Annotated in this window: 15 protein-coding genes; 9 read left to right on the top strand and 6 right to left on the bottom strand. The window is 43.1% G+C overall.

The genetic code is table 11. From position 1 onward, the window contains the following. Positions 1 to 56 precede the first annotated feature (56 nt). From torS to OCU87_RS11440, 6 genes are all read left to right on the top strand, one after another. Positions 57 to 3,125, top strand: a complete 3,069-nt coding sequence (gene torS / locus OCU87_RS11465; protein ID WP_261857187.1) for a TMAO reductase system sensor histidine kinase/response regulator TorS — start codon at positions 57 to 59, stop codon at positions 3,123 to 3,125. 279 nt (positions 3,126 to 3,404) lie between these two features. Further along, entirely contained in the window at positions 3,405 to 4,877 is a 1,473-nt protein-coding gene (locus OCU87_RS11460) for a C69 family dipeptidase (protein WP_261857186.1), read from the top strand. A 221-nt stretch (positions 4,878 to 5,098) separates the two neighbouring features. Next, positions 5,099 to 5,824, top strand: coding sequence for an ABC transporter ATP-binding protein (locus OCU87_RS11455; RefSeq protein WP_261857185.1), 726 nt, complete (start codon positions 5,099 to 5,101; stop codon positions 5,822 to 5,824). 7 nt (positions 5,825 to 5,831) lie between these two features. Continuing rightward, positions 5,832 to 6,836, top strand: a complete 1,005-nt coding sequence (locus tag OCU87_RS11450; RefSeq protein ID WP_261857184.1) for an ABC transporter substrate-binding protein — start codon at positions 5,832 to 5,834, stop codon at positions 6,834 to 6,836. A 2-nt stretch (positions 6,837 to 6,838) separates the two neighbouring features. Continuing rightward, on the top strand, positions 6,839 to 7,825 hold the full coding sequence (locus OCU87_RS11445) for a FecCD family ABC transporter permease (protein WP_261857183.1): 987 nt from the start codon (positions 6,839 to 6,841) through the stop codon (positions 7,823 to 7,825). An 81-nt stretch (positions 7,826 to 7,906) separates the two neighbouring features. Continuing rightward, the gene (locus OCU87_RS11440; RefSeq protein WP_094956240.1) at positions 7,907 to 8,419 is read left to right on the top strand and encodes an ecotin family protein; all 513 of its coding nucleotides are present in this window, start codon (positions 7,907 to 7,909) and stop codon (positions 8,417 to 8,419) included. Positions 8,420 to 8,597: 178 nt separating this feature from the next. Here the strand turns inward: OCU87_RS11440 and OCU87_RS11435 are convergent, their stop codons facing one another. From OCU87_RS11435 to mobB, 4 genes are all read right to left on the bottom strand, one after another. Beyond that, entirely contained in the window at positions 8,598 to 10,508 is a 1,911-nt protein-coding gene (locus OCU87_RS11435) for a PhoX family protein (RefSeq protein WP_261858379.1), read from the bottom strand. A 182-nt stretch (positions 10,509 to 10,690) separates the two neighbouring features. Continuing rightward, positions 10,691 to 11,788, bottom strand: coding sequence for a methyl-accepting chemotaxis protein (locus OCU87_RS25005; RefSeq protein WP_303499514.1), 1,098 nt, complete (start codon positions 11,786 to 11,788; stop codon positions 10,691 to 10,693). 467 nt (positions 11,789 to 12,255) lie between these two features. After that, the gene (locus tag OCU87_RS11420; RefSeq protein WP_189337821.1) at positions 12,256 to 12,402 is read right to left on the bottom strand and encodes a hypothetical protein; all 147 of its coding nucleotides are present in this window, start codon (positions 12,400 to 12,402) and stop codon (positions 12,256 to 12,258) included. Between the two features lie 310 nt (positions 12,403 to 12,712). Beyond that, a complete protein-coding gene (mobB, locus tag OCU87_RS11415; RefSeq protein WP_261857182.1) occupies positions 12,713 to 13,237 on the bottom strand; it encodes a molybdopterin-guanine dinucleotide biosynthesis protein B in 525 nt (174 codons plus the stop codon). Positions 13,238 to 13,551: 314 nt separating this feature from the next. Between mobB and OCU87_RS11410 the strand changes: the two genes are divergently transcribed. The 3 genes from OCU87_RS11410 to OCU87_RS11400 all read left to right on the top strand — a co-directional run bounded on the left by OCU87_RS11410 (position 13,552) and on the right by OCU87_RS11400 (position 16,486). Continuing rightward, on the top strand, positions 13,552 to 14,037 hold the full coding sequence (locus tag OCU87_RS11410; RefSeq protein WP_062690799.1) for a hypothetical protein: 486 nt from the start codon (positions 13,552 to 13,554) through the stop codon (positions 14,035 to 14,037). 144 nt (positions 14,038 to 14,181) lie between these two features. Beyond that, positions 14,182 to 15,261: an endonuclease/exonuclease/phosphatase family protein gene (locus tag OCU87_RS11405; RefSeq protein WP_261858377.1), complete on the top strand. Its 1,080-nt coding sequence runs from the start codon at positions 14,182 to 14,184 to the stop codon at positions 15,259 to 15,261. Between the two features lie 85 nt (positions 15,262 to 15,346). Continuing rightward, the gene (locus OCU87_RS11400; RefSeq protein ID WP_261857181.1) at positions 15,347 to 16,486 is read left to right on the top strand and encodes a DUF3541 domain-containing protein; all 1,140 of its coding nucleotides are present in this window, start codon (positions 15,347 to 15,349) and stop codon (positions 16,484 to 16,486) included. A gap of 91 nt (positions 16,487 to 16,577) precedes the next feature. Here the strand turns inward: OCU87_RS11400 and amrA are convergent, their stop codons facing one another. Continuing rightward, a complete protein-coding gene (amrA, locus tag OCU87_RS11395) occupies positions 16,578 to 17,165 on the bottom strand; it encodes an AmmeMemoRadiSam system protein A (RefSeq protein WP_261857180.1) in 588 nt (195 codons plus the stop codon). Further along, on the bottom strand, positions 17,134 to 17,949 hold the full coding sequence (gene amrB / locus OCU87_RS11390; RefSeq protein WP_094956245.1) for an AmmeMemoRadiSam system protein B: 816 nt from the start codon (positions 17,947 to 17,949) through the stop codon (positions 17,134 to 17,136). The genes amrA and amrB overlap by 32 nt, the downstream gene beginning before the upstream one ends. Positions 17,950 to 18,026: the final 77 nt, after the last annotated feature.

Below are 18,026 nucleotides of genomic sequence, written 5' to 3'. Positions count from 1 at the left end.
TCTATTCTATGGCGTCAGCGCCATAATTGCACATTGAAAGATAAGTGGTTAGTCATATGGCGTTCACTCGAAACGGTATTGGTCAAAAACTCCTCTGGGCCTTCTCTGCAATGGCGGGGTTGATGATTATTGCTGTATTAATTGGTGTGGCTGGTTTTTCGTTTGTAGCCAAAACAGAGCGAACAGTAATTAACTCTGCTGTTCCTGCGCTGGTGGAAGCACGTCAGCTTTCTGATCTCAGTACCCGCATTATTTTCTCAGCTCAAGTTTTAGCCCAAGCGAAAGATGAGCAAGATCGTATTAGGCAAGGCCGCGCGTTAACCATTCACATGGAATCATTAAAACAAAGCCTCAGTGCGCTAGAACGTTTTTCTTTTGAGCCAGAATTGATGACTCGCTTGGATGACAATATTAAAAAAATTGTCGAAAATCTTGCGATGCTGGGCTTGTTGGTCGGTCGTCAAATAGAGCTCCAAGAACTGGTTGATCAATTAAATAATAAAATGAGTTCGGCGACCTCACAAATTGATGCATTGTCACAATCACAAGTGTCAAATGCCAACACCATTGCAGTCGCTAATGTATCCCGTATTTATGATTTGATTGCGAAAGAAAAGACGAATGATGTTTACAAAGCGCTTGATAGTTTAGTTGAAGTCGACATGGATTTAACTGAGCGCCTTTTTGAGTTGCGATTTTTATCTTTGCAAGTGATTAATATGCTCGATGATTCGATGCGATTAGATGATCCTGCAGGGCTAAATGTTCAACAAAAACGCTTTAGTCATGCAGCGAAGGTTATTCAGAATCGCGTTAAATCCGTAGAAGATCCAAGCCGCTCAGTGCAATTGACCAAACTCGCAGCGACCTTAGATGAAGGTGAGTTGTTATTTGAAAATTTACATCTGTTACTGAAAGCTAAGCAAGATGTAGAGCGAATGGCTCAGCAGAACTTGGCTTTATTTCAACAAGTGAACAGTACCGTTGACGATATTATTACAACGGCAAATCATAATACGGTACAAGCCGTAACCACAGTTGATAAGACGTTAACCGCCGCCCGCAATAGCTTAATCGGTATTTCAGCTATTGGTATGTTGGCTCTCGTATTGATCATGTGGCGCTTTGTGTATGCCAAAGTGATTCGCCGTATGAACGAATATAACCAAGCACTATTGTCGCTAGCGCGTGGTGACTTAGATATCAAGCTAAGGGTAACAGGCGATGATGAGCTAGCTGAAATGGGACGGGCGATTATGGTTGCGCGTGACACCGCTTACGAGCGTCATCGCCTTGCTCAAGTGGAATCAAAGATTCGTTTTGAATTGCAACAACATAAAACGAGCCTTGAGCGTTTGGTTGCAAAACGGACCGGTGAGCTAGAGAAAACAAATGCGAAGCTGAATCAAGAAGTAGACAACCATGCTAAAGCGCGGATAGAAGCCGAAAAAGCCAACCGTGCAAAATCAGCTTTTCTTGCCACCATGAGCCATGAGATCCGCACCCCCATGAATGGTGTCTTAGGTACGGCGTCATTACTAGCCGATACTGGCCTTGATGATAAACAGTCTAAGTACCTTGCCGTGATTAACCGCAGCGGTGAAAACTTGTTGGATATTCTTAATGACGTGCTGGATTACTCTAAAATTGAAGCGGGTCATTTAGACATTCGTCTGAGTGATTTCTCGTTGTGTGAGCTGTTGTCAGATGTTAATAACTTGCTGGAACACCGTGCTCGTACTAAAAAAATCCGTTTAGTGACGCATGTTGATAACTACATGAATGATCATTGGGTGGGGGATGTCACTCGTATTCGCCAAGTGCTTGTTAATTTGGTTGGTAATGCGATTAAGTTTACCCACCAAGGTCAAGTGAGCGTTAACGTGGGCATGCACCCAGACATGCCTGATGAAGTGATGTTTCAAGTACAGGACTCTGGTGTCGGTATTGCAGAGCAAGAGCAAGACGGTTTATTTACCGCATTTCACCAAGCCGAAGATGGACGAAAAACGGTAGGTGGAACTGGGCTTGGCTTAGCCATCAGTAAACGTATTGTTGAAGCGATGGACGGTGAAATTGGCGCCGATTCTACGGTATCGGTTGGTAGCTGTTTTTGGTTTTCGATCCCACTAGAAGAGGGAGAAGAAAGTGATTGCGAGTTATATCAGCAGCAAAATGTACAGCCAGCACATGTGTTATTGGTTGAAGATAACCCGGTAAACAGCATGGTTGCTGAAGGCTTCTTAACACGGCTTGGGCACAGTGTTGTGACCGCGATGGATGGTAAACAGGCGGAAACTATTTATCATCAGCAACAGTTCGATTTGGTCTTTTTAGATATTAATTTACCTGATACCGATGGCGTTACCTTACTGGCGCGAATGCGTCATATTGAAGCTAGTAATAAAGAAGCACAGCATGGTAGCGATACGTTAGTGACGGGGATTACATCGAAAGTAACACCTATGGTCGCTTTCTCTGCGCATGTTTTTCGTGAAGAGGTTGAAGGGTATTTAGCCGCGGGTTTTGCTGGCTTCTTGCCAAAACCAATCGTCGAGAAAGAACTACGAGAGATACTACATCAAGTCTTGCCTGGATCTACGCGGGTGAATCCAGCTCTAAATATTAAAGAGCATGGCTGTAACCAGCATCGTCATGCACTGAACGATGCCGTTCATAGTGAAGCGATGACGGCAGCTGTGCCTAATCATGTAATTTTAAACCAAGAGATAAATATGCCTGACGCGAATGATATTGCAGATGATTACGCCGCCATTGCGGATGCTCAATGGTTAGATAGCAAAGTACTCGGAAGCGATTTGAAAGTCTTGGGTGAAGTGCAAGTGAAGCGCCTTATTCATCTCTTTACTGATTCATCGAGTGAAACACACAGTAAATTGGAAGATGCGTTTAAAGCAAATGACGCTGCACTGGTCACAAGCCTTGCGCATAACTTAAAAGGTGCAGCAGGCACTATGGGGTTAATGCGGCTATATAAGCACTGTCTATATTTTGAAAAAGTAGGTAAATCAGGCTCGCTTACACTGCTTTCATTAGATGAGTTAGCCGATACATTCGCAGGGTCGATTACTGAGCTGAAAGCGGTATTCGCACCAGACGAGTAAACAAGAACATACTTACCTGCATTATCATGGCTGAGTATTAGCTCTGTGGCGAATATTTAGCAGGCAAATAAGGGCTGGGTCGTATAACGCGATCCAGCCCTTATTTTTATTATTCTGTTGATGGAATTATTAATGGCGTGATCTGTTGAACAAAAATCACTCTAATAGGTGGATACACTGCTTTTGAAATAAATAACCACATAATCACTATAAATAAGCATTTATTTCATGTAAGTTGAATAAAAATTCAAATAAAATTATCCATCATGGAGAGATACGATGAAAAAGATGTCTGTAACTTTGCTGTCGGCGGCAATTCTATCTGCGGTTAGTCTGAGCGCGAATGCCTGTACTGGGCTTATTGTCGGTAAAGGCGCATCAGTTGATGGCAGCATTATGATTGCGCGTAATGAAGATTTTGGTATTAATAACTGGAACAAGCATTTAACGCACCGTTCAGCACAAAAAAATGAAGCTGGAGAGTGGAAATTAGGCAATGGCCTAGTTGTCCCTATGCCAAAGCAATTTTATGCATATTCTGCCATTCCTGATTGGGATGCACATACGGTTGATAGCCAAGGTAAGTATTACGAAGAGCGTGGTATTAACGAATATAACGTGGCTGTATCAGCAACAACCAGTGCTGAAGTGAATGACAATGCGAAAAAAGCGGATCCGTTAGTTGAGAATGGCATTATTGAAGCTGTGATCCCAACACTGATTTTGCCTCAGGTGAAAACAGCAAAAGAAGGGGTTGAGCTACTGGGTAAATACATCGAGCAATATGGTGCTGGTGAAGGTAACAGCCTATATATTGCGGATGTGAATGAAGCATGGCTCGTAGAGATTGGTTCTGGTCACCACTGGATTGCGGTAAAAGTGCCTGATGACAGCTATGCGATGATAGCAAATGGCTTACGTGTTCATGGTGTTGATCTAAACAGCAAAAATGTACTGCATTCTCAAGACCTAATGACATTTGTTAAACAACATAAATTACTCGAAAAACCGAACGCGAAGTCATTTAACTTTGCTAAGGCATTTGGTGTAATTGGTGATGTTTACAATATTGACCGTGAGTGGCTAGGGCAAGAAATGCTGTCTGCCTCTAAACAACAAGCAACTCGCCAAGCACAGTACCCGCTGTTCTTGAAACCAGACCAAAAAATCTCGGTTGCTGATGTGGCAAACGTATTAGGTGCAACGTACGAAGGCACGCAGCTTGAAGATAAAGGCGAACGTCCAATGCGGGTTGAACGCCAGCTTGAATCGCATATCATCCAATTGCGCCCGAATATGCCATCAGAACTGCAAGGCTTGATCTGGCAGAGCTTTGGGGTGCTGTCTGAGTCTGTATTAGTGCCGCTATACACCAGCCTAGAAGAATACCCAGTCGCGTATCATACAGGGACAGACACTTATTCTGATCAATCGGCATACTGGCAATTCCGCAGCTTAACGGCACTGGCAACAGCCAACCAAGAGAAATACTTGCCGATGCTGAAAGCAACCTGGGATAAAGAAGAAACCAAGCTATACAAGCAAGTTAGCAGCTTGGATATGACGCTAAAATCGCTCTACAAATCAGATAAGCAAGCCGCGTTAAATATGGCATCTGATTACTCGTACGGTCAGTTGCAGCGTACGCTGTCGATGGCAACAGATATCCGCTACAAAATGATGACTGATCTGACTAAAAGCACCGAGAAAAAATACACAGATGAAGAGTTCAAAAAGATCATGAGCTTGTAATTTACGGCGTAATGCATTTTTGATTGAGCTTACAATAGGCTCCTAACGTATTTAGGAGCCTTTTTTGATCTTACTAGAGCGAGAATATAATCGCTATATGCCTTAGGCTAATATAACTTCTGGCTCGATGGTGAAATGACGTATAAATAATAAGGTTATTTATGCAAGCGAAAGAATGATTTATAATACGTTGAATCAATTACTTGGCTAAATGGAATTGCATGCTTGATATTGTTCAACTTCACGCCGACATATCACCCAGAATGTCGGTGGATATTGCCCACTTTATGGCGCATAAGGGTCAGAAGGTGGGAATACTCGGCCCGAACGGCTGTGGTAAATCAAGCTTTATCAAAGCCATGTTGCAGTTTATTCCAGCCAAGAGCCACAGTTACTTTATTGATGGGAAAGATGCTCACCAGATGTCACGGCGAGAATTAGCCGAGTATCTCGCGTTAGTGCCGCAACATATCCCTGAACTCGCCTTTTCTGCGCGTTATTTTATTGAGTTAGCTTGTCCTAATCCTACCCGTAAAGCTGTTGACGATATACTGTCTCAACTCGGCCTGCTCCATTTGGCTGATAGCCAATTAGATCAGCTATCAGGTGGTGAGCGGCAACAAATATACCTAGCACGAGCTCTGGCTCAGCAACCGCAAATATTATTACTTGATGAGCCAACCAATCATTTGGATGTGGCGAATCAACTCTGCATGCTCGATACCATCGAAACACTTCCCCAGACCTGTATTTTGGTTTTACACGACATTAATTTGGCCGCACGCTACTGCGATTATGTTTACATGATGAAGCAGGGGCGGTTGGTGTGCCATGGTAAGCCAAATGCCATTATGACCAGCGAAAATATACAGGCAGTCTTTGGATTAACCATGATTACCGACCGCCATCCGAAGGCTGATTGCCCCCGATTTACTTATCAATTTTGAGTTAATAATGAAAAAAAGCGTTTTACTATTATTGGCAATAGTGTGCCTAACGATGACTTCTGCCTTTGCTAAGGATACACAAGGTATAACCGTCGATGTTTGTGGACAGCCCGTTACGTTTCCCACTAACCCTAAACAGGTGATCGTGCACGATATTAATATGACAGAGATGATGCTGACGCTGGGGCTAGATGATCGTATCAAAGCAATCAGCGGTATTAGTGGCTGGTATAAAACGTCAGAACGATCGCAAGTGCTGCTAAAGCGTTACCATGAAATTTCCCCAAAAAGTCCAACATTAGAAAATATCTTAGTACAAAGCCCTGATATGTTTTTTGCTGGTTGGAATTACGGTATGCGCATGGGGGGAGAAGTAACACCTCAATCATTAGCACGTTTTAATATTCCCACGTATATCTTGAGTGAATCCTGTATCCATCAAAACAAAGCTAAAAATGTAGGGGCGGCAGCGGAAAATCAAGCGGCCAATATTGCACTGCTTTATAACGATATTTCAAACTTAGGCAAAATTTTTCAGGTGGAAGATAAAGCACATCAAGTGATTGCAGATTGGAAGAAAACATTAGAGCGAATTCAAATAGAGCAGAAGGCTAAGCAAGTGAAGCCCTTGAAGGTGTTTGTATATGACTCTGGTGATGATAAACCCTTTACTGCGGGGAAATTTGGTATGCCAACCGCGTTAATATCAGCGGCAGGTGGTAAAAACATTGCGGATGATATCGAAGCCAGCTGGGGAACAATTCCGTGGGAAATCGTTGCTGCCCGTAACCCTGATTTAATCATTATGGTTGATTATAATCAGCAGACATCGCAAGACGTGATGGCGAAGTTAAGAGCGATACCCGCGGTAGCAAACACAGCAGCGGTGATAAATAATCAGATCATTACATTAGGCTATGAAGCGTTAACGCCTGGCCCTGCTAATATTCATGCGGTTGAGGTGATTTCAGCTCAGATAAATGCAATGCACCAGTCAAAACAATCGCATTAAGTATGACTGTTCATTACTGTTTTCTTGTTGTTAGTTTAGCGATTTCTGTGTTTCTCTGTGCGTTACTTGGCGCTGTACCCACAACCGCTAATGATGTTCTGTCAGCTTTTGTTGGTTTGATAGATCGAGAGTCGTTAAATGGGATCGAGTTGATTGTCGCAGAGTTGCGTTTTCCTCGGCTTATATTGGCGATATTAACGGGGGGCGGTTTAGCTATATGTGGCTTAGTGCTGCAAAAGTTAACGCGCAATCCACTGGCAGACCCATTCCTGTTTGGTTTATCTGCAGGGGCATCAAGCGGGGCGGTGGCGTGTATTGTGCTCAATATTACTGTGATGGGTATGTTCAGTTTACCGGTTTTTGCCTTTTGTGGTGCGATGCTTGCGCAGTTAATGCTTCATACTTTAACAAGCCAAAACCAATGGCACCCCGAACGGGTGGTATTAGCGGGTTTAATCGTAAATAGCTTGTTTTCCGCTATAACGGGCTTTTTGATTTTCTCTGGGGATCAACGCACCGCACAATCCGTCTTGTTTTGGTTAATGGGGGGACTGGGCCTTGCTAAGTGGTCGATTTTGCCCATTATTGCCTTGGTGGTCGCGGGCTGTTATGCAGTGATTTATTCTCAGCAAAGAAGCATAGATCGTTTGATGACAGGTGATGAACTGGCTGCTTCAATGGGAGTGAACGTTCAGCGTACCCGTAAAGGTTTATTTGCTATTGTTGCGTTGCTAACTGCCACCCTAGTGGCTTGGACGGGCACGATTGGTTTTGTCGGCTTGATCATCCCTAATATTGTGAACAGGCTGGGGGTTTATCGGATTCAACATCAATTGCCAATTTGCTTTTTATTTGGTGCTATTTTTCTTGTATGGGCGGATGCAGGTGCAAGAGCATTGTTGCAGCCACAAGAATTACCAATCAGCATGATTACTTCGTCAGTCGGCGCTTTTGTCTGCTTAACCTTGATTGTTAGCCGCAAGTTATAGATGTATTAGTATGACTAAAAAATGTCTTATGGTAGTCTGCCGCCATAAATTTTCCATTATTAATGGCAACGAAGAAAGCGAATGAAACGCACATTAACAACGGCGGTATTAGCCGCATTATTACTAAGTGGCTGTGCTGCTCCACAGAATAATAGTGATGATATGAAAACGGCACATATTGCTAAAGTTCAATCAGAAATGAAGGCTTATCCGAAAGCTAGCGCAGGCATGACCCGCCATGTGTTTATTCTGGAACCATTAGCGAACGAAGAAGAGCGTTTAGTTGAAATCGTGATCAGCAAAACGTTAAAACTTGACTGTAACAACTACATGCTACCAAGCGCTTTAGAGCGTAAAGTTGCTCAAGGTTGGGGTTACCCTTATTACCGTTATGATGCCAATATTGAAAATATGGTTGGCACATTAATGGCGTGTCCGAAAGGTAAGGCTAATGTTGAGAAAACCGTTCGAGCACCACGTAGCGAACTATACCGCTACAACAGCAAATTACCTGTTGTGGTATATGCGCCTGAAAACTTAGATGTGTCTTACCGTGTATGGCAACCTGAAGTGAAAGTTGCGACTCAAAAGTAATGCTGTCATGCATTGATTGACGCTAGTTGTATTCACGTTAGCAGTGTTGCTGTTTACGGCAAGCTCTCACGGTCAGAAAAGCCCCATCCTCATGTCTACGAGAGTGGGGCTTTTTTAGATTAAGCTGTGAGAGTCAGACCTAAAACCACATCAGCTTCTACTTATTCAGGTTTTACGATTAGCTACCAATTACACCGCCATCTGTTTTCGTGATCATCACCAGTGAAGAGCGCGGCGTGCTGTTACCACCATCAGGCCAGTGTGATGGCTCTCGTTCTTCACCTGGGTGTTGCACACCAATAAACATGGTCTTGTAGTCTGGGCTGAAGGTTAAGCCCGTAATTTCACAAGCGATTGGACCCGTTAAGAAACGGCGAATTTCACCTGTTTTAGGGTCACCACATAGCATGGAGTTGTTACCCATGCCTGCATAGTCGCCTTTATTTGAATATTTGCCGTCAGTTTGAATCCACATACGGCCATCGGCATCGAAACCTAAACCATCAGGGCTGTTAAACATATTGTCATTGTTGATGTTATCACTGCCTGCGTACAAAGTGCCTTTGTGTACTTCAGGGTTACCCGCCATAACATACAGATCCCAGGCAAACGTTGGGTGAGCATGGTCATCATTCACTTGACGCCAGCGTAGGATCTGACCGTAATTGTTCGCTTCGCGTGGGTTAGGGCCACCAACAGGTTGACCTTCTTTTACGCCTCGGTTTTTGTTGTTGGTTAGTGTACAGAATACGTAGTCTTGATTTGGGTGTACCGCAATCCACTCAGGGCGATCCATTGTGGTTGCACCAACTTGAGTAGCCGCTAGGCGCGTGTACATGTGGATGTATTCTTGGTTCGGGAAGCCATTTTCTTTTGTTAGGCCATTCTTACCATGGGTTAATTCCATCCATTGGCCTGTACCGCCAATTTTACCTTCGTCTGCACTAAATTTAGCAACGAAAACTGTGCCTTCTTCAAGAAGTTGACGGTTCGCGGCATCGTTTCCTTTTACGTATTTGTTTTTAGAGACAAAGCGATAAAGGTGCTCGCCACGCTCATCATCACCCATGTAGGCAACAATGTGACCGTCTTTGTTAATAACAACTGCGACATTCTCGTGCTTGAAGCGTCCCATCGCAGTACGTTTCATTGGCGTTGATGTTGGGTCCATTGGGTCGATTTCAACAATCCAACCGTGGCGGTTTGCTTCGTTAGGGTTTTTAGCCACATCAAAGCGCTCATCGTGCAGTGACCAGCCGTAACCTGAATCTTCTTTACCTAAGCCGTAACGCTTTTGTTCTTTGGTAATCTTGATATCGCTCTTAGTACCAAAGTAACCATTGAAGTTTTCTTCACAGGTTAAGTAAGTGCCCCAAGGGGTAAAGCCATTTGCACAGTTACCAAATGTGCCCAACGCTTTTTTACCGTTTTTATCCGCAGATGTTCGCATATCTGGTTGGCCTGCAGCAGGGCCTGTAATGGTCATTTCGGTATTGGCTGTAATACGACGATTGTATTTTGAATCAACAACTAGCTGCCAGTTATTGTTTGTTGTTCGCTTGACTTCAAAAATTGAAATACCGTGCGCTGCTTGGGATTTTTTCACATCATCAGCGGTCATGCTTTTGCCTTGATGTGAAAACAGGTACTCGTTATTACAGTATTCATTATTAACCGCAAGTACACCGCGATCATTAGACAGTGGGAAAAAAGTCATACCATCGTTGTTATCACCAAATTGCACTTCTTGGTGTGACGAGGGTGCATTGCCCGTTGGGTCAAACTTAGGTGAAGTCGGGAAAAGGCCGTCACCCCAGCGGATCAGCACTTGTGCATTGTAGCCTTCTGGAACCACTATGGAGTCATCGGTACTGACAGGTACAGCAGAGAAGCCCATTAGTTTGCTATTCGCTTTTGTTGAACTCGCGAAAGCAGAAACTGGCATACCAGCCATGAATGCACCAGCGGTCATCACTGAAGCAGCCCCTAGAAATTTACGTCGAGATAGGCTTGCATCGATCATTTTTGTTAGCTGAGATGTCTCGCTACGTGGGTCAATATCGTCTTCGCGGCGTTCAAAAGGGCTCATTCGGGTTGTCATTGACTTTCTCCAGTGTCATATGCGTATTGTTATGTCGCACATTTGACACTGATTTCATGTCAAATAATTTACTGATTTATGACATTACGATGAAAGTCGCTATTCGCTACTATTTGCAAATAAGAGCCTGTAGATACAGGCTCTTATTATTGTGTGCTGGAAAAGCGTGGCTATTGCTGTTTCACTTTAGCCATTTCGCCTTCTAAATCGTTGAGCAAAGCAATCACAGTATCTGCTGCCGTTTCCATGCTCGCCATGAACGCCATGCCTTCATTGTCGTTCCCTTCTGCAAATGCTTTTAGTGCTTTTCTGCCGTTAGTATGTACATCAGCATGGGGCTTTTCTAATAATTGGTATGAGCGGCAACTTGTAAATAGCTGCTTGCCACTTCCTTGATAGTACCAATTCCCTAAGCGGCATTGATGATGATCGACAACATCAGTGTTAGCGAATTCACGGTTATGAATGCGTTGGTAAATATTAATTTTCCAAACGACATGATCAATTTGTACTAGACGTAGAAAAATCGATGAGTAACTTTCATCAACTAGCTGATGAAGCTCGTCGGATTTTTCAATCAGTAAAGTCACAATGTTGACCAGCTCTTCAATTTCATTATGGAGCTGAGAGCACTGCGTTTCGATGAACTCTGCGCTTTGGCTACAAGATTGAGTGTTATTGCTTATCTCACCGACGACGTTTTGAATTTGACTCGCGGCTTCACTCGCGTTTTGCGCTAATTTTCGGACCTCATCAGCCACCACGGCAAAGCCACGACCATGTTCGCCAGCTCGTGCTGCTTCGATGGCGGCATTGAGTGCCAAGAGATTGGTTTGCTCAGATACATTGTTAATGGTAACGATAAACTTACCGATGTCCTCTGAGTTACTCTTTAAGGCTTCAAGTGAATTACCACTCATATTTATTTGTGTAATGAGCTGATTTAAGGTTTCGCGAAACACATTGAGGATAGCAATACCGTCTCGGTTTTCTGTGACATGTTGTTCTAAGTAAAGCTTAAGGTTTTCAGCAGCACTGGCGATGTTGCCGCGGATATGTTCCAACGGTGAGACTGAATGTAACAGCTGATTTGTGAAGTCTCGTTGCATCGCGTTTGATTGCTGCTGAGTACTTAATGTATTTTGCTGGTTTATAAGTTCTTTTTCTAACTCAGAATTAGCATTCTGTTGTTCTGCGAGTTTAGATTCAAGCGTAACAAGCTGTGTATCAGTTTCATCGTTCTTTTTGAAGCAAGCAAAGTTAAACATAATTCAATCTACTGTCGAAGCACTATGTTATTAGTGGTGGTTTAGTGCTTTGTTTGTTGTTTAATAAGAAGTGATAATTTTGTTTGCTGTTGTTAAATCAACAGCTTTGTTGGCGTGTTTTCTATCACAATTTATCTACGGTCTATATTAAACCATTTTATTAAAAACAGTGTGTAAAAGCGAGTTTTGTGAGGGTAATACCACGGGTGTACTTTCACGTGGGGGAGATTGGTCCGTAAGGATGAGGCTTGGTGGTGTAATGGCGGATATTTGCTTTGCGAAAGGTTGTTTAAACCCTATTTGGTTTGATGTAAGTCCTTGGTTGAGTTGAGTGTGTTAGATGGAAAACAGAGTTTAATAGAAATTTACCAAGGACGGTGTGTTTGAATCGGCTATATTGAGTCGGTGTAGAACGGCGCTTTGTTATAAAAAGGTAAAGCGCCTAATGATATTCAGTGATTGCTAGATTAGTCTTCAATCAATGTGATGCCACCTGCTAACTGCAGTTTTTTTACTAGCGCTTGTCGGGCAATTTCTGCATCAGAGACATGATCCGTAGAATCATTAAAAGCATTGCTTTCAATAGCATCATGGAATTGAGTGAAAATAGTCATGGTTCGTACTCTCTTCTTATTTGTCGGTTATTTGTTGTTATGTCGCTATTCTGCGATGACTTGGTGGAAAATCCATCAGCCTGAGAAAAATAATTTTGGGATGAGCTAAAGGGCGTAGCTCACAAAACTCGTCTCATAATAGTGATGAGAAGCGAAAAATAAGCGCGAAGATTACACAATAGCGTGATTTGTGTCTACATTTTCAGCCGTAGGTTAGGGGGAATAGGGGGGAGCAGGAAAATAACAGAAGCGTGCGTATTTATGCCTTTTAGCACGCAATCTGTGTATGCCACTGTTATGTTTTCGCGACTTAATTGGTTATTTGTTTTATCCACTGCATGATAAAACGTGCGATTTGCTCGGTATTATTGAGATCGAGCAGAGGGAGAGAGGCGCGCGATGGGGTGATTTCAGCATCGGTTGCTATCGCAATAATGTGTGGGTCGTTCGAATGTAAAAAAGGTTTGCCATAGCTTGGGCGATGAATTTCAATTTTCGGAATCGACTGATCACGAAACCCCTCAACAAGCACAATGTCCAGCTTGGAATGATCAAGCTGTGCTAAGCAAGCGGCTAACTCGGGTTCACCACGATCTTCTTCTGGGTATTCGAAATACAGCATGTGGCGTTTTTTTGTGGCCAACAAGGTTTGCTGGCAGCCAGCGTGGCGTAGTCGGTAACTGTCTTTGCCGGGCTTATCGGGTTCAATGTCGTGATGGCTGTGCTTGAGCAAACCAATGCGGATATTGTGAGCGCGTAATAGAGGGATCAGCTTTTCTAATAATGTTGTTTTACCAGAGCCGCTATAGCCCGCAAAACCAAGTGTCGGAGTCATCGCAAATTATTCAGTTATCTAAAAACAGTCTGAGTGTAATCTAGCCTAAGCCCCCATTTCTATGACCCGATACAGTTTTTGTCTTAAGATCGAGTTTTGCTGAATAAATTGCCCTAGCAACTAAGATAAAGTCTACATTTAGAATTATAGATAACACGGATTCTCTTGTTGAATAGCACGTCGAATGGCTGCTGGTTAGCAAGGTGAAAAGGTGTAAGACCAGATACCCTATTTAACCAAATGTTGTGGTACGCCGAGATAACGGATGTTTCGAGTACGGCAGTAAAACCTTCTCATATAACAGGGAGTGTGCAATGTGGGCCACATTAGATTTTGAAGCCTCGGGCTTGTCTGATCAATCCTATCCAATTGAAGTGGGTTATTCTCTGCCAGATGGCACAGGAGAAAGCTTGTTGATCAACCCATTATCATCAAGTGATGCGTGGCAGTATTGGGATGATTATGCAGAAAATCATATCCATCACCTTTCTCGTCGCGACATTGAACGTAAAGGTGAGCAAGTCGTTGAGGTGTGCCAGCACCTTAACAAGGTTTTAGGGAAATTCGAGTTTGTATTTTGTGATAGCCAATGGGATTTATTCTGGCTAGGCCGTTTATACCATGCGGCTCATATGCGTCCGTCTTTTATGCTGACAGAGGTAGGGCACTGGTTAATGCAAGAAAATGGCATCGCGCGATCAAGTTTTCAATTGGCACTTGAAGCACAAGGGCCAACCAAGCACAGAGCCATGGATGATGCCCATCAAATCCGTCTAGCTATTTCGCAGTTGGTTGATTAGCTTTTTAGTTATCAGCACAATACTCGCGACTAGTATTTGCAATAGAAGTATAAAAATCAGAGGGATGGGCGCTATAATGCGTTCATCTTTATTGCTGGAATATTCCCATTGTCTTCTTTGCGTGTTGCTTTATTTAATGTTGCTATGTCTCAAGCTACTGCTGGGCAAATTTTAGCGCAGACGGCTAGCTCTGATACCGAACGATTTAAAAAAATTGCAGCCATTATTCAACATGTTCGGCCAGATGTTCTGTTGTTGTGTGAATTTGATCACCCAGGACAGGGGGGGGATGATGGAGCATTAGATAACTTTTGTTGCCATTATCTTGGTGTTGCACAGCCAGTAGAGTCAGGCAGTACAACAACGCCCATTGCCTATCCCTATCGTTATTTACCCCCGACAAATACGGGTTTGCTGAGTGATGTTGATTTTAACCGTGATGGAAAGTGCACCTTGCCAGAAGACGGTTATGGTTTTGGTGAACACCATGGTCATTATGGTTTTGTTATTTTGTCACGCTATCCCCTCGATGAGAGCCAGATGCGTAGTTGGCAGCACTTCTTATGGCGAGATATGCCTGGCAACCAAATGCCAAGTGCTTATTACAGCGCTGAGGCGAAAGATGTATTTCGTTTATCCTCTAAAAATCATATCGCCCTGCCAATCATAGTCGAAGACCGTACTATTCACTTGCTGTGCTGCCATCCCACTCCGCCTGTTTTTGATGGTGAAGAAAAGCGTAACTTACGCCGTAATCATGACGAGCTTCGCTTGCTTGTTGATATTATCGATAATGCCGATTATCTCTATGACGATAAAGGTGTTCAAGCGGGGTTAGCGTCAACCGAGTCGTTTATTGTGATGGGTGATTTAAATGCTGACTCTATCGACGGTGATGGCAGTAAAAGCGCGATTAAACAGTTGCTTCATCATCCTCGTATCAATCATACGGTCAGTAGTGGCAAGAAAACGCCTAAAAGTGTCGGGAGTCGGTTTGTACGCCTTTGGCAGACACGTATTGGGCGAGCTTCAGAATGGACGCATTTATCAGGATTAAGGTTGGATTATGTCTTACCCTCTGCTGATTTGTCTGTGACGAACAGTGGGGTATTTTGGCCAGATCGAAAAGATCTTATGCGCTCATTAGTGGTTGATGATAAAGGAAGAGAGCGACCGCAAGCTGGCTCAGATCATCGGTTAGTGTGGATTGATATTCGCCTATAAGGTGAAAATTGACACTACAGTGACGTAAACCAATAATCTTGCTGATAGCTTGAGCATAAAATCGCTATCAAGGTGAGGGATATACATGAAATTCGGTTTGAAATACATAGCATCAGTTATTGCGATTAGTGGCAGTTTATTTGCCTATGCAGCTCATGCTGAACTGGCGCCCACAAAGCTAGAAACGCCATCGCAAGTTATCGCTAGCCAAGTAGTTAGCTTTAAGCAAGACGCTCAGTTGATCCGAGACACTTACGAGCCACAACTTTACACTCTGCCAGCCTTCAAAATGGGGCATTATGGTTTGCGTATGTATCGCCAAACGCTCGACCCAAAATATCAATCAGCGATATGGGCAGATATGGCGAGAGTGGCAAGTAAGTTGAATACCGTGGCTTATGAAATGAACACGCCAGAGCAAATCGCAACTTATTCGCAAAAACGTCTTGATGAATATGTCGGCGATAAAGATGAGCGAAGTCAGCGCCGTTATGCTGCTACCAAGAAGATGCCCGAATATATTTATCTTGGTGTTGGCTTGTTAGGGTCAATGGCGCGTGCCAATGAATATGGCTTACAGCATAAAGAAGACCACAAACTACGAGAAATCATTCGTCGATACGATTTCAAAAAATACGCGACAGATACCGAGATGATCCATGCATGGGCGGCTCAGCTTGCCAACCAAGTATATTGGTTACGTCAATTAGGTGAACAGGATGTGGTTGATGATTTTATTGTTGCGTTTAAACAGGCCTACCCAGATAGCTTAGACAGCACACTGACCGATCAGCAGTACATGAATAAGATCTACGGCATGACACATATTATTTTTGCCGCCAGTGAATATTATCAGCATCCAATTAAAGAAAGTGATTTCCAGTGGATCTACGATTATTACCGTAAAAATGTCGATACTATTTTAAAGCGCTCGAAAGAAGATGTATTAGCCGAAGTGGGCATTAACTTCTTATTGGCAGGCAAAGACGGTGACCCTGTTGTGCTTGCAATGCGTAAAGCGATTCAATCTTCTATTAATAAAGAAAAAGGAATGGTGCCATCGGTTGATGGTGACTTTGGATTAGTTCACGGCGAACACCGCAATGTATTAGCCATTATGTTACTGGACTGGCAGCAGCCCCATGTTGCACCAACGGTTAATAATCAACCTAAGATATTTAGCTCAGTGCCTTATGGGTTAGTAGCTAAGGGTAATTTGAACTGACTTTCTACTTTTACGAGAATTGGGTTGTACTAAAAAGGAGCGCTATAACAGCGCTCCTTTTCTATTATATTAAAAATGTAAAATCATCCAATCAGTAAAACTTCCCTTTAATACTAGTGACATCAAACGTTTTTACTTTGATGTTGCTAGACCAGTAATTTGCATTCCAGCCAGCTTTTACTTTTAATTGCTTAATAAAATTTGTTGGTGATTTTAGCTTTTTCCATACTTGTGGTAGGAACAGAGCTTGCTGGTGGTTATCGGTTAAAATCACGCCCACTTTGTTCACTGATAAGAAATCAATGAGCGCTTGTTCTGAATCGATTTCTTGCACTTTAGGCGTGGTAAGGACTGATATTTCAATGGTTAATTGGCTGAGTTGATCTTCTGTTAATGGCATGAAGCGGCGATCTTGGTACGCGCTAGCACGCGCTTTATTATGTACTTCAAGTACCAAAGGTGAATGTGCAGCAGTTGAGCCTAAGCAGCCTTGTAATTGACCACTTACCTCAAGCGTGACAAAACACGCAGCAGGAGCCAGTAATTTACGTCCGTATAAACTGTATTCAGGTGATTTTGGTAACCCTGAAGAAAAGTGACCACGAATCGCTTCGCGAGCAATGTCTAACAGTTGGGTTAGTTCCCCTTTATTCAGTGTTTGATATGAGGTAGCTGACATATCCAACGACTTTCTCCTTATTTCCAGCGGTGTCGCCAGAGTTGTTTAGTGCTAATCTTGTAAGCTTATATCCTCGCTGTTTCGCCAATAATAACAACATGTTGATTCCCGTTGATCCGCAAGCCTGTTCGGGTGTTAATGTCGGCTCAAAGTGCTCAATAAGGTCGCAAGTGTTACGATCTATTTGCTGCGCTTTGTGGTATGGGTGGAAGTGACTTAAATCACTGCTAACAACTAATAAAGTGTCATTAGAACGCCACAAAGGGTCAATTAATTTGGCTAATTTAGCGGGTGATACATTGCTCGTTAATATGGGTAATAGACTGAAATTACGCAGTACTGTTTGAAGAAAGGGTAGTTGTACTTCTAGGCTGTGCTCTAACGCATGGGTTTGCTCTGAGAGTTCAAAATCTTCTATCTCACTCAGGGTAGCAATAGTTTGTGTATTTAATGTGACATTACCAAGTGGCGTTGAAAATTTTGATGCTGTAGGTAAAGCACAACCTTGAAAAAAATACCGATGACTTGGCCCGATGAGAATAACGTGCTTGATGGTATCTGCATATTCACGAAGGTGTTGGTAGGCTGCAGCCGCAACTTGTCCTGAAAATAGATACCCAGCATGAGGAACAATAAGCGCGCGTAACTCCGTTTGAGCAACGTCTGCGATGTGCTTATTTTCAGCATTTAATGGCGGTAATAACCAATCATCCAGTTGTTCTTTCAACTGGGTTGGTGAACCATCATAAAACCGCCCTGCAACAGCGGGGTGGCGAATATTCATAAGCATGTTTCCTTCAAAGAGCTATATTAATTATAGGTATAAAAACTTCTTATAAGCCAACAAGATGTGTTTATTGT

It is taken from the genome of Photobacterium sanguinicancri (assembly GCF_024346675.1).
GTDB classification, from domain to species: Bacteria; Pseudomonadota; Gammaproteobacteria; order Enterobacterales; family Vibrionaceae; genus Photobacterium; species Photobacterium sanguinicancri.
Note: the sequence above shows the minus strand (reverse complement) of the source record. Positions and strands in the feature narration are given on the sequence as shown.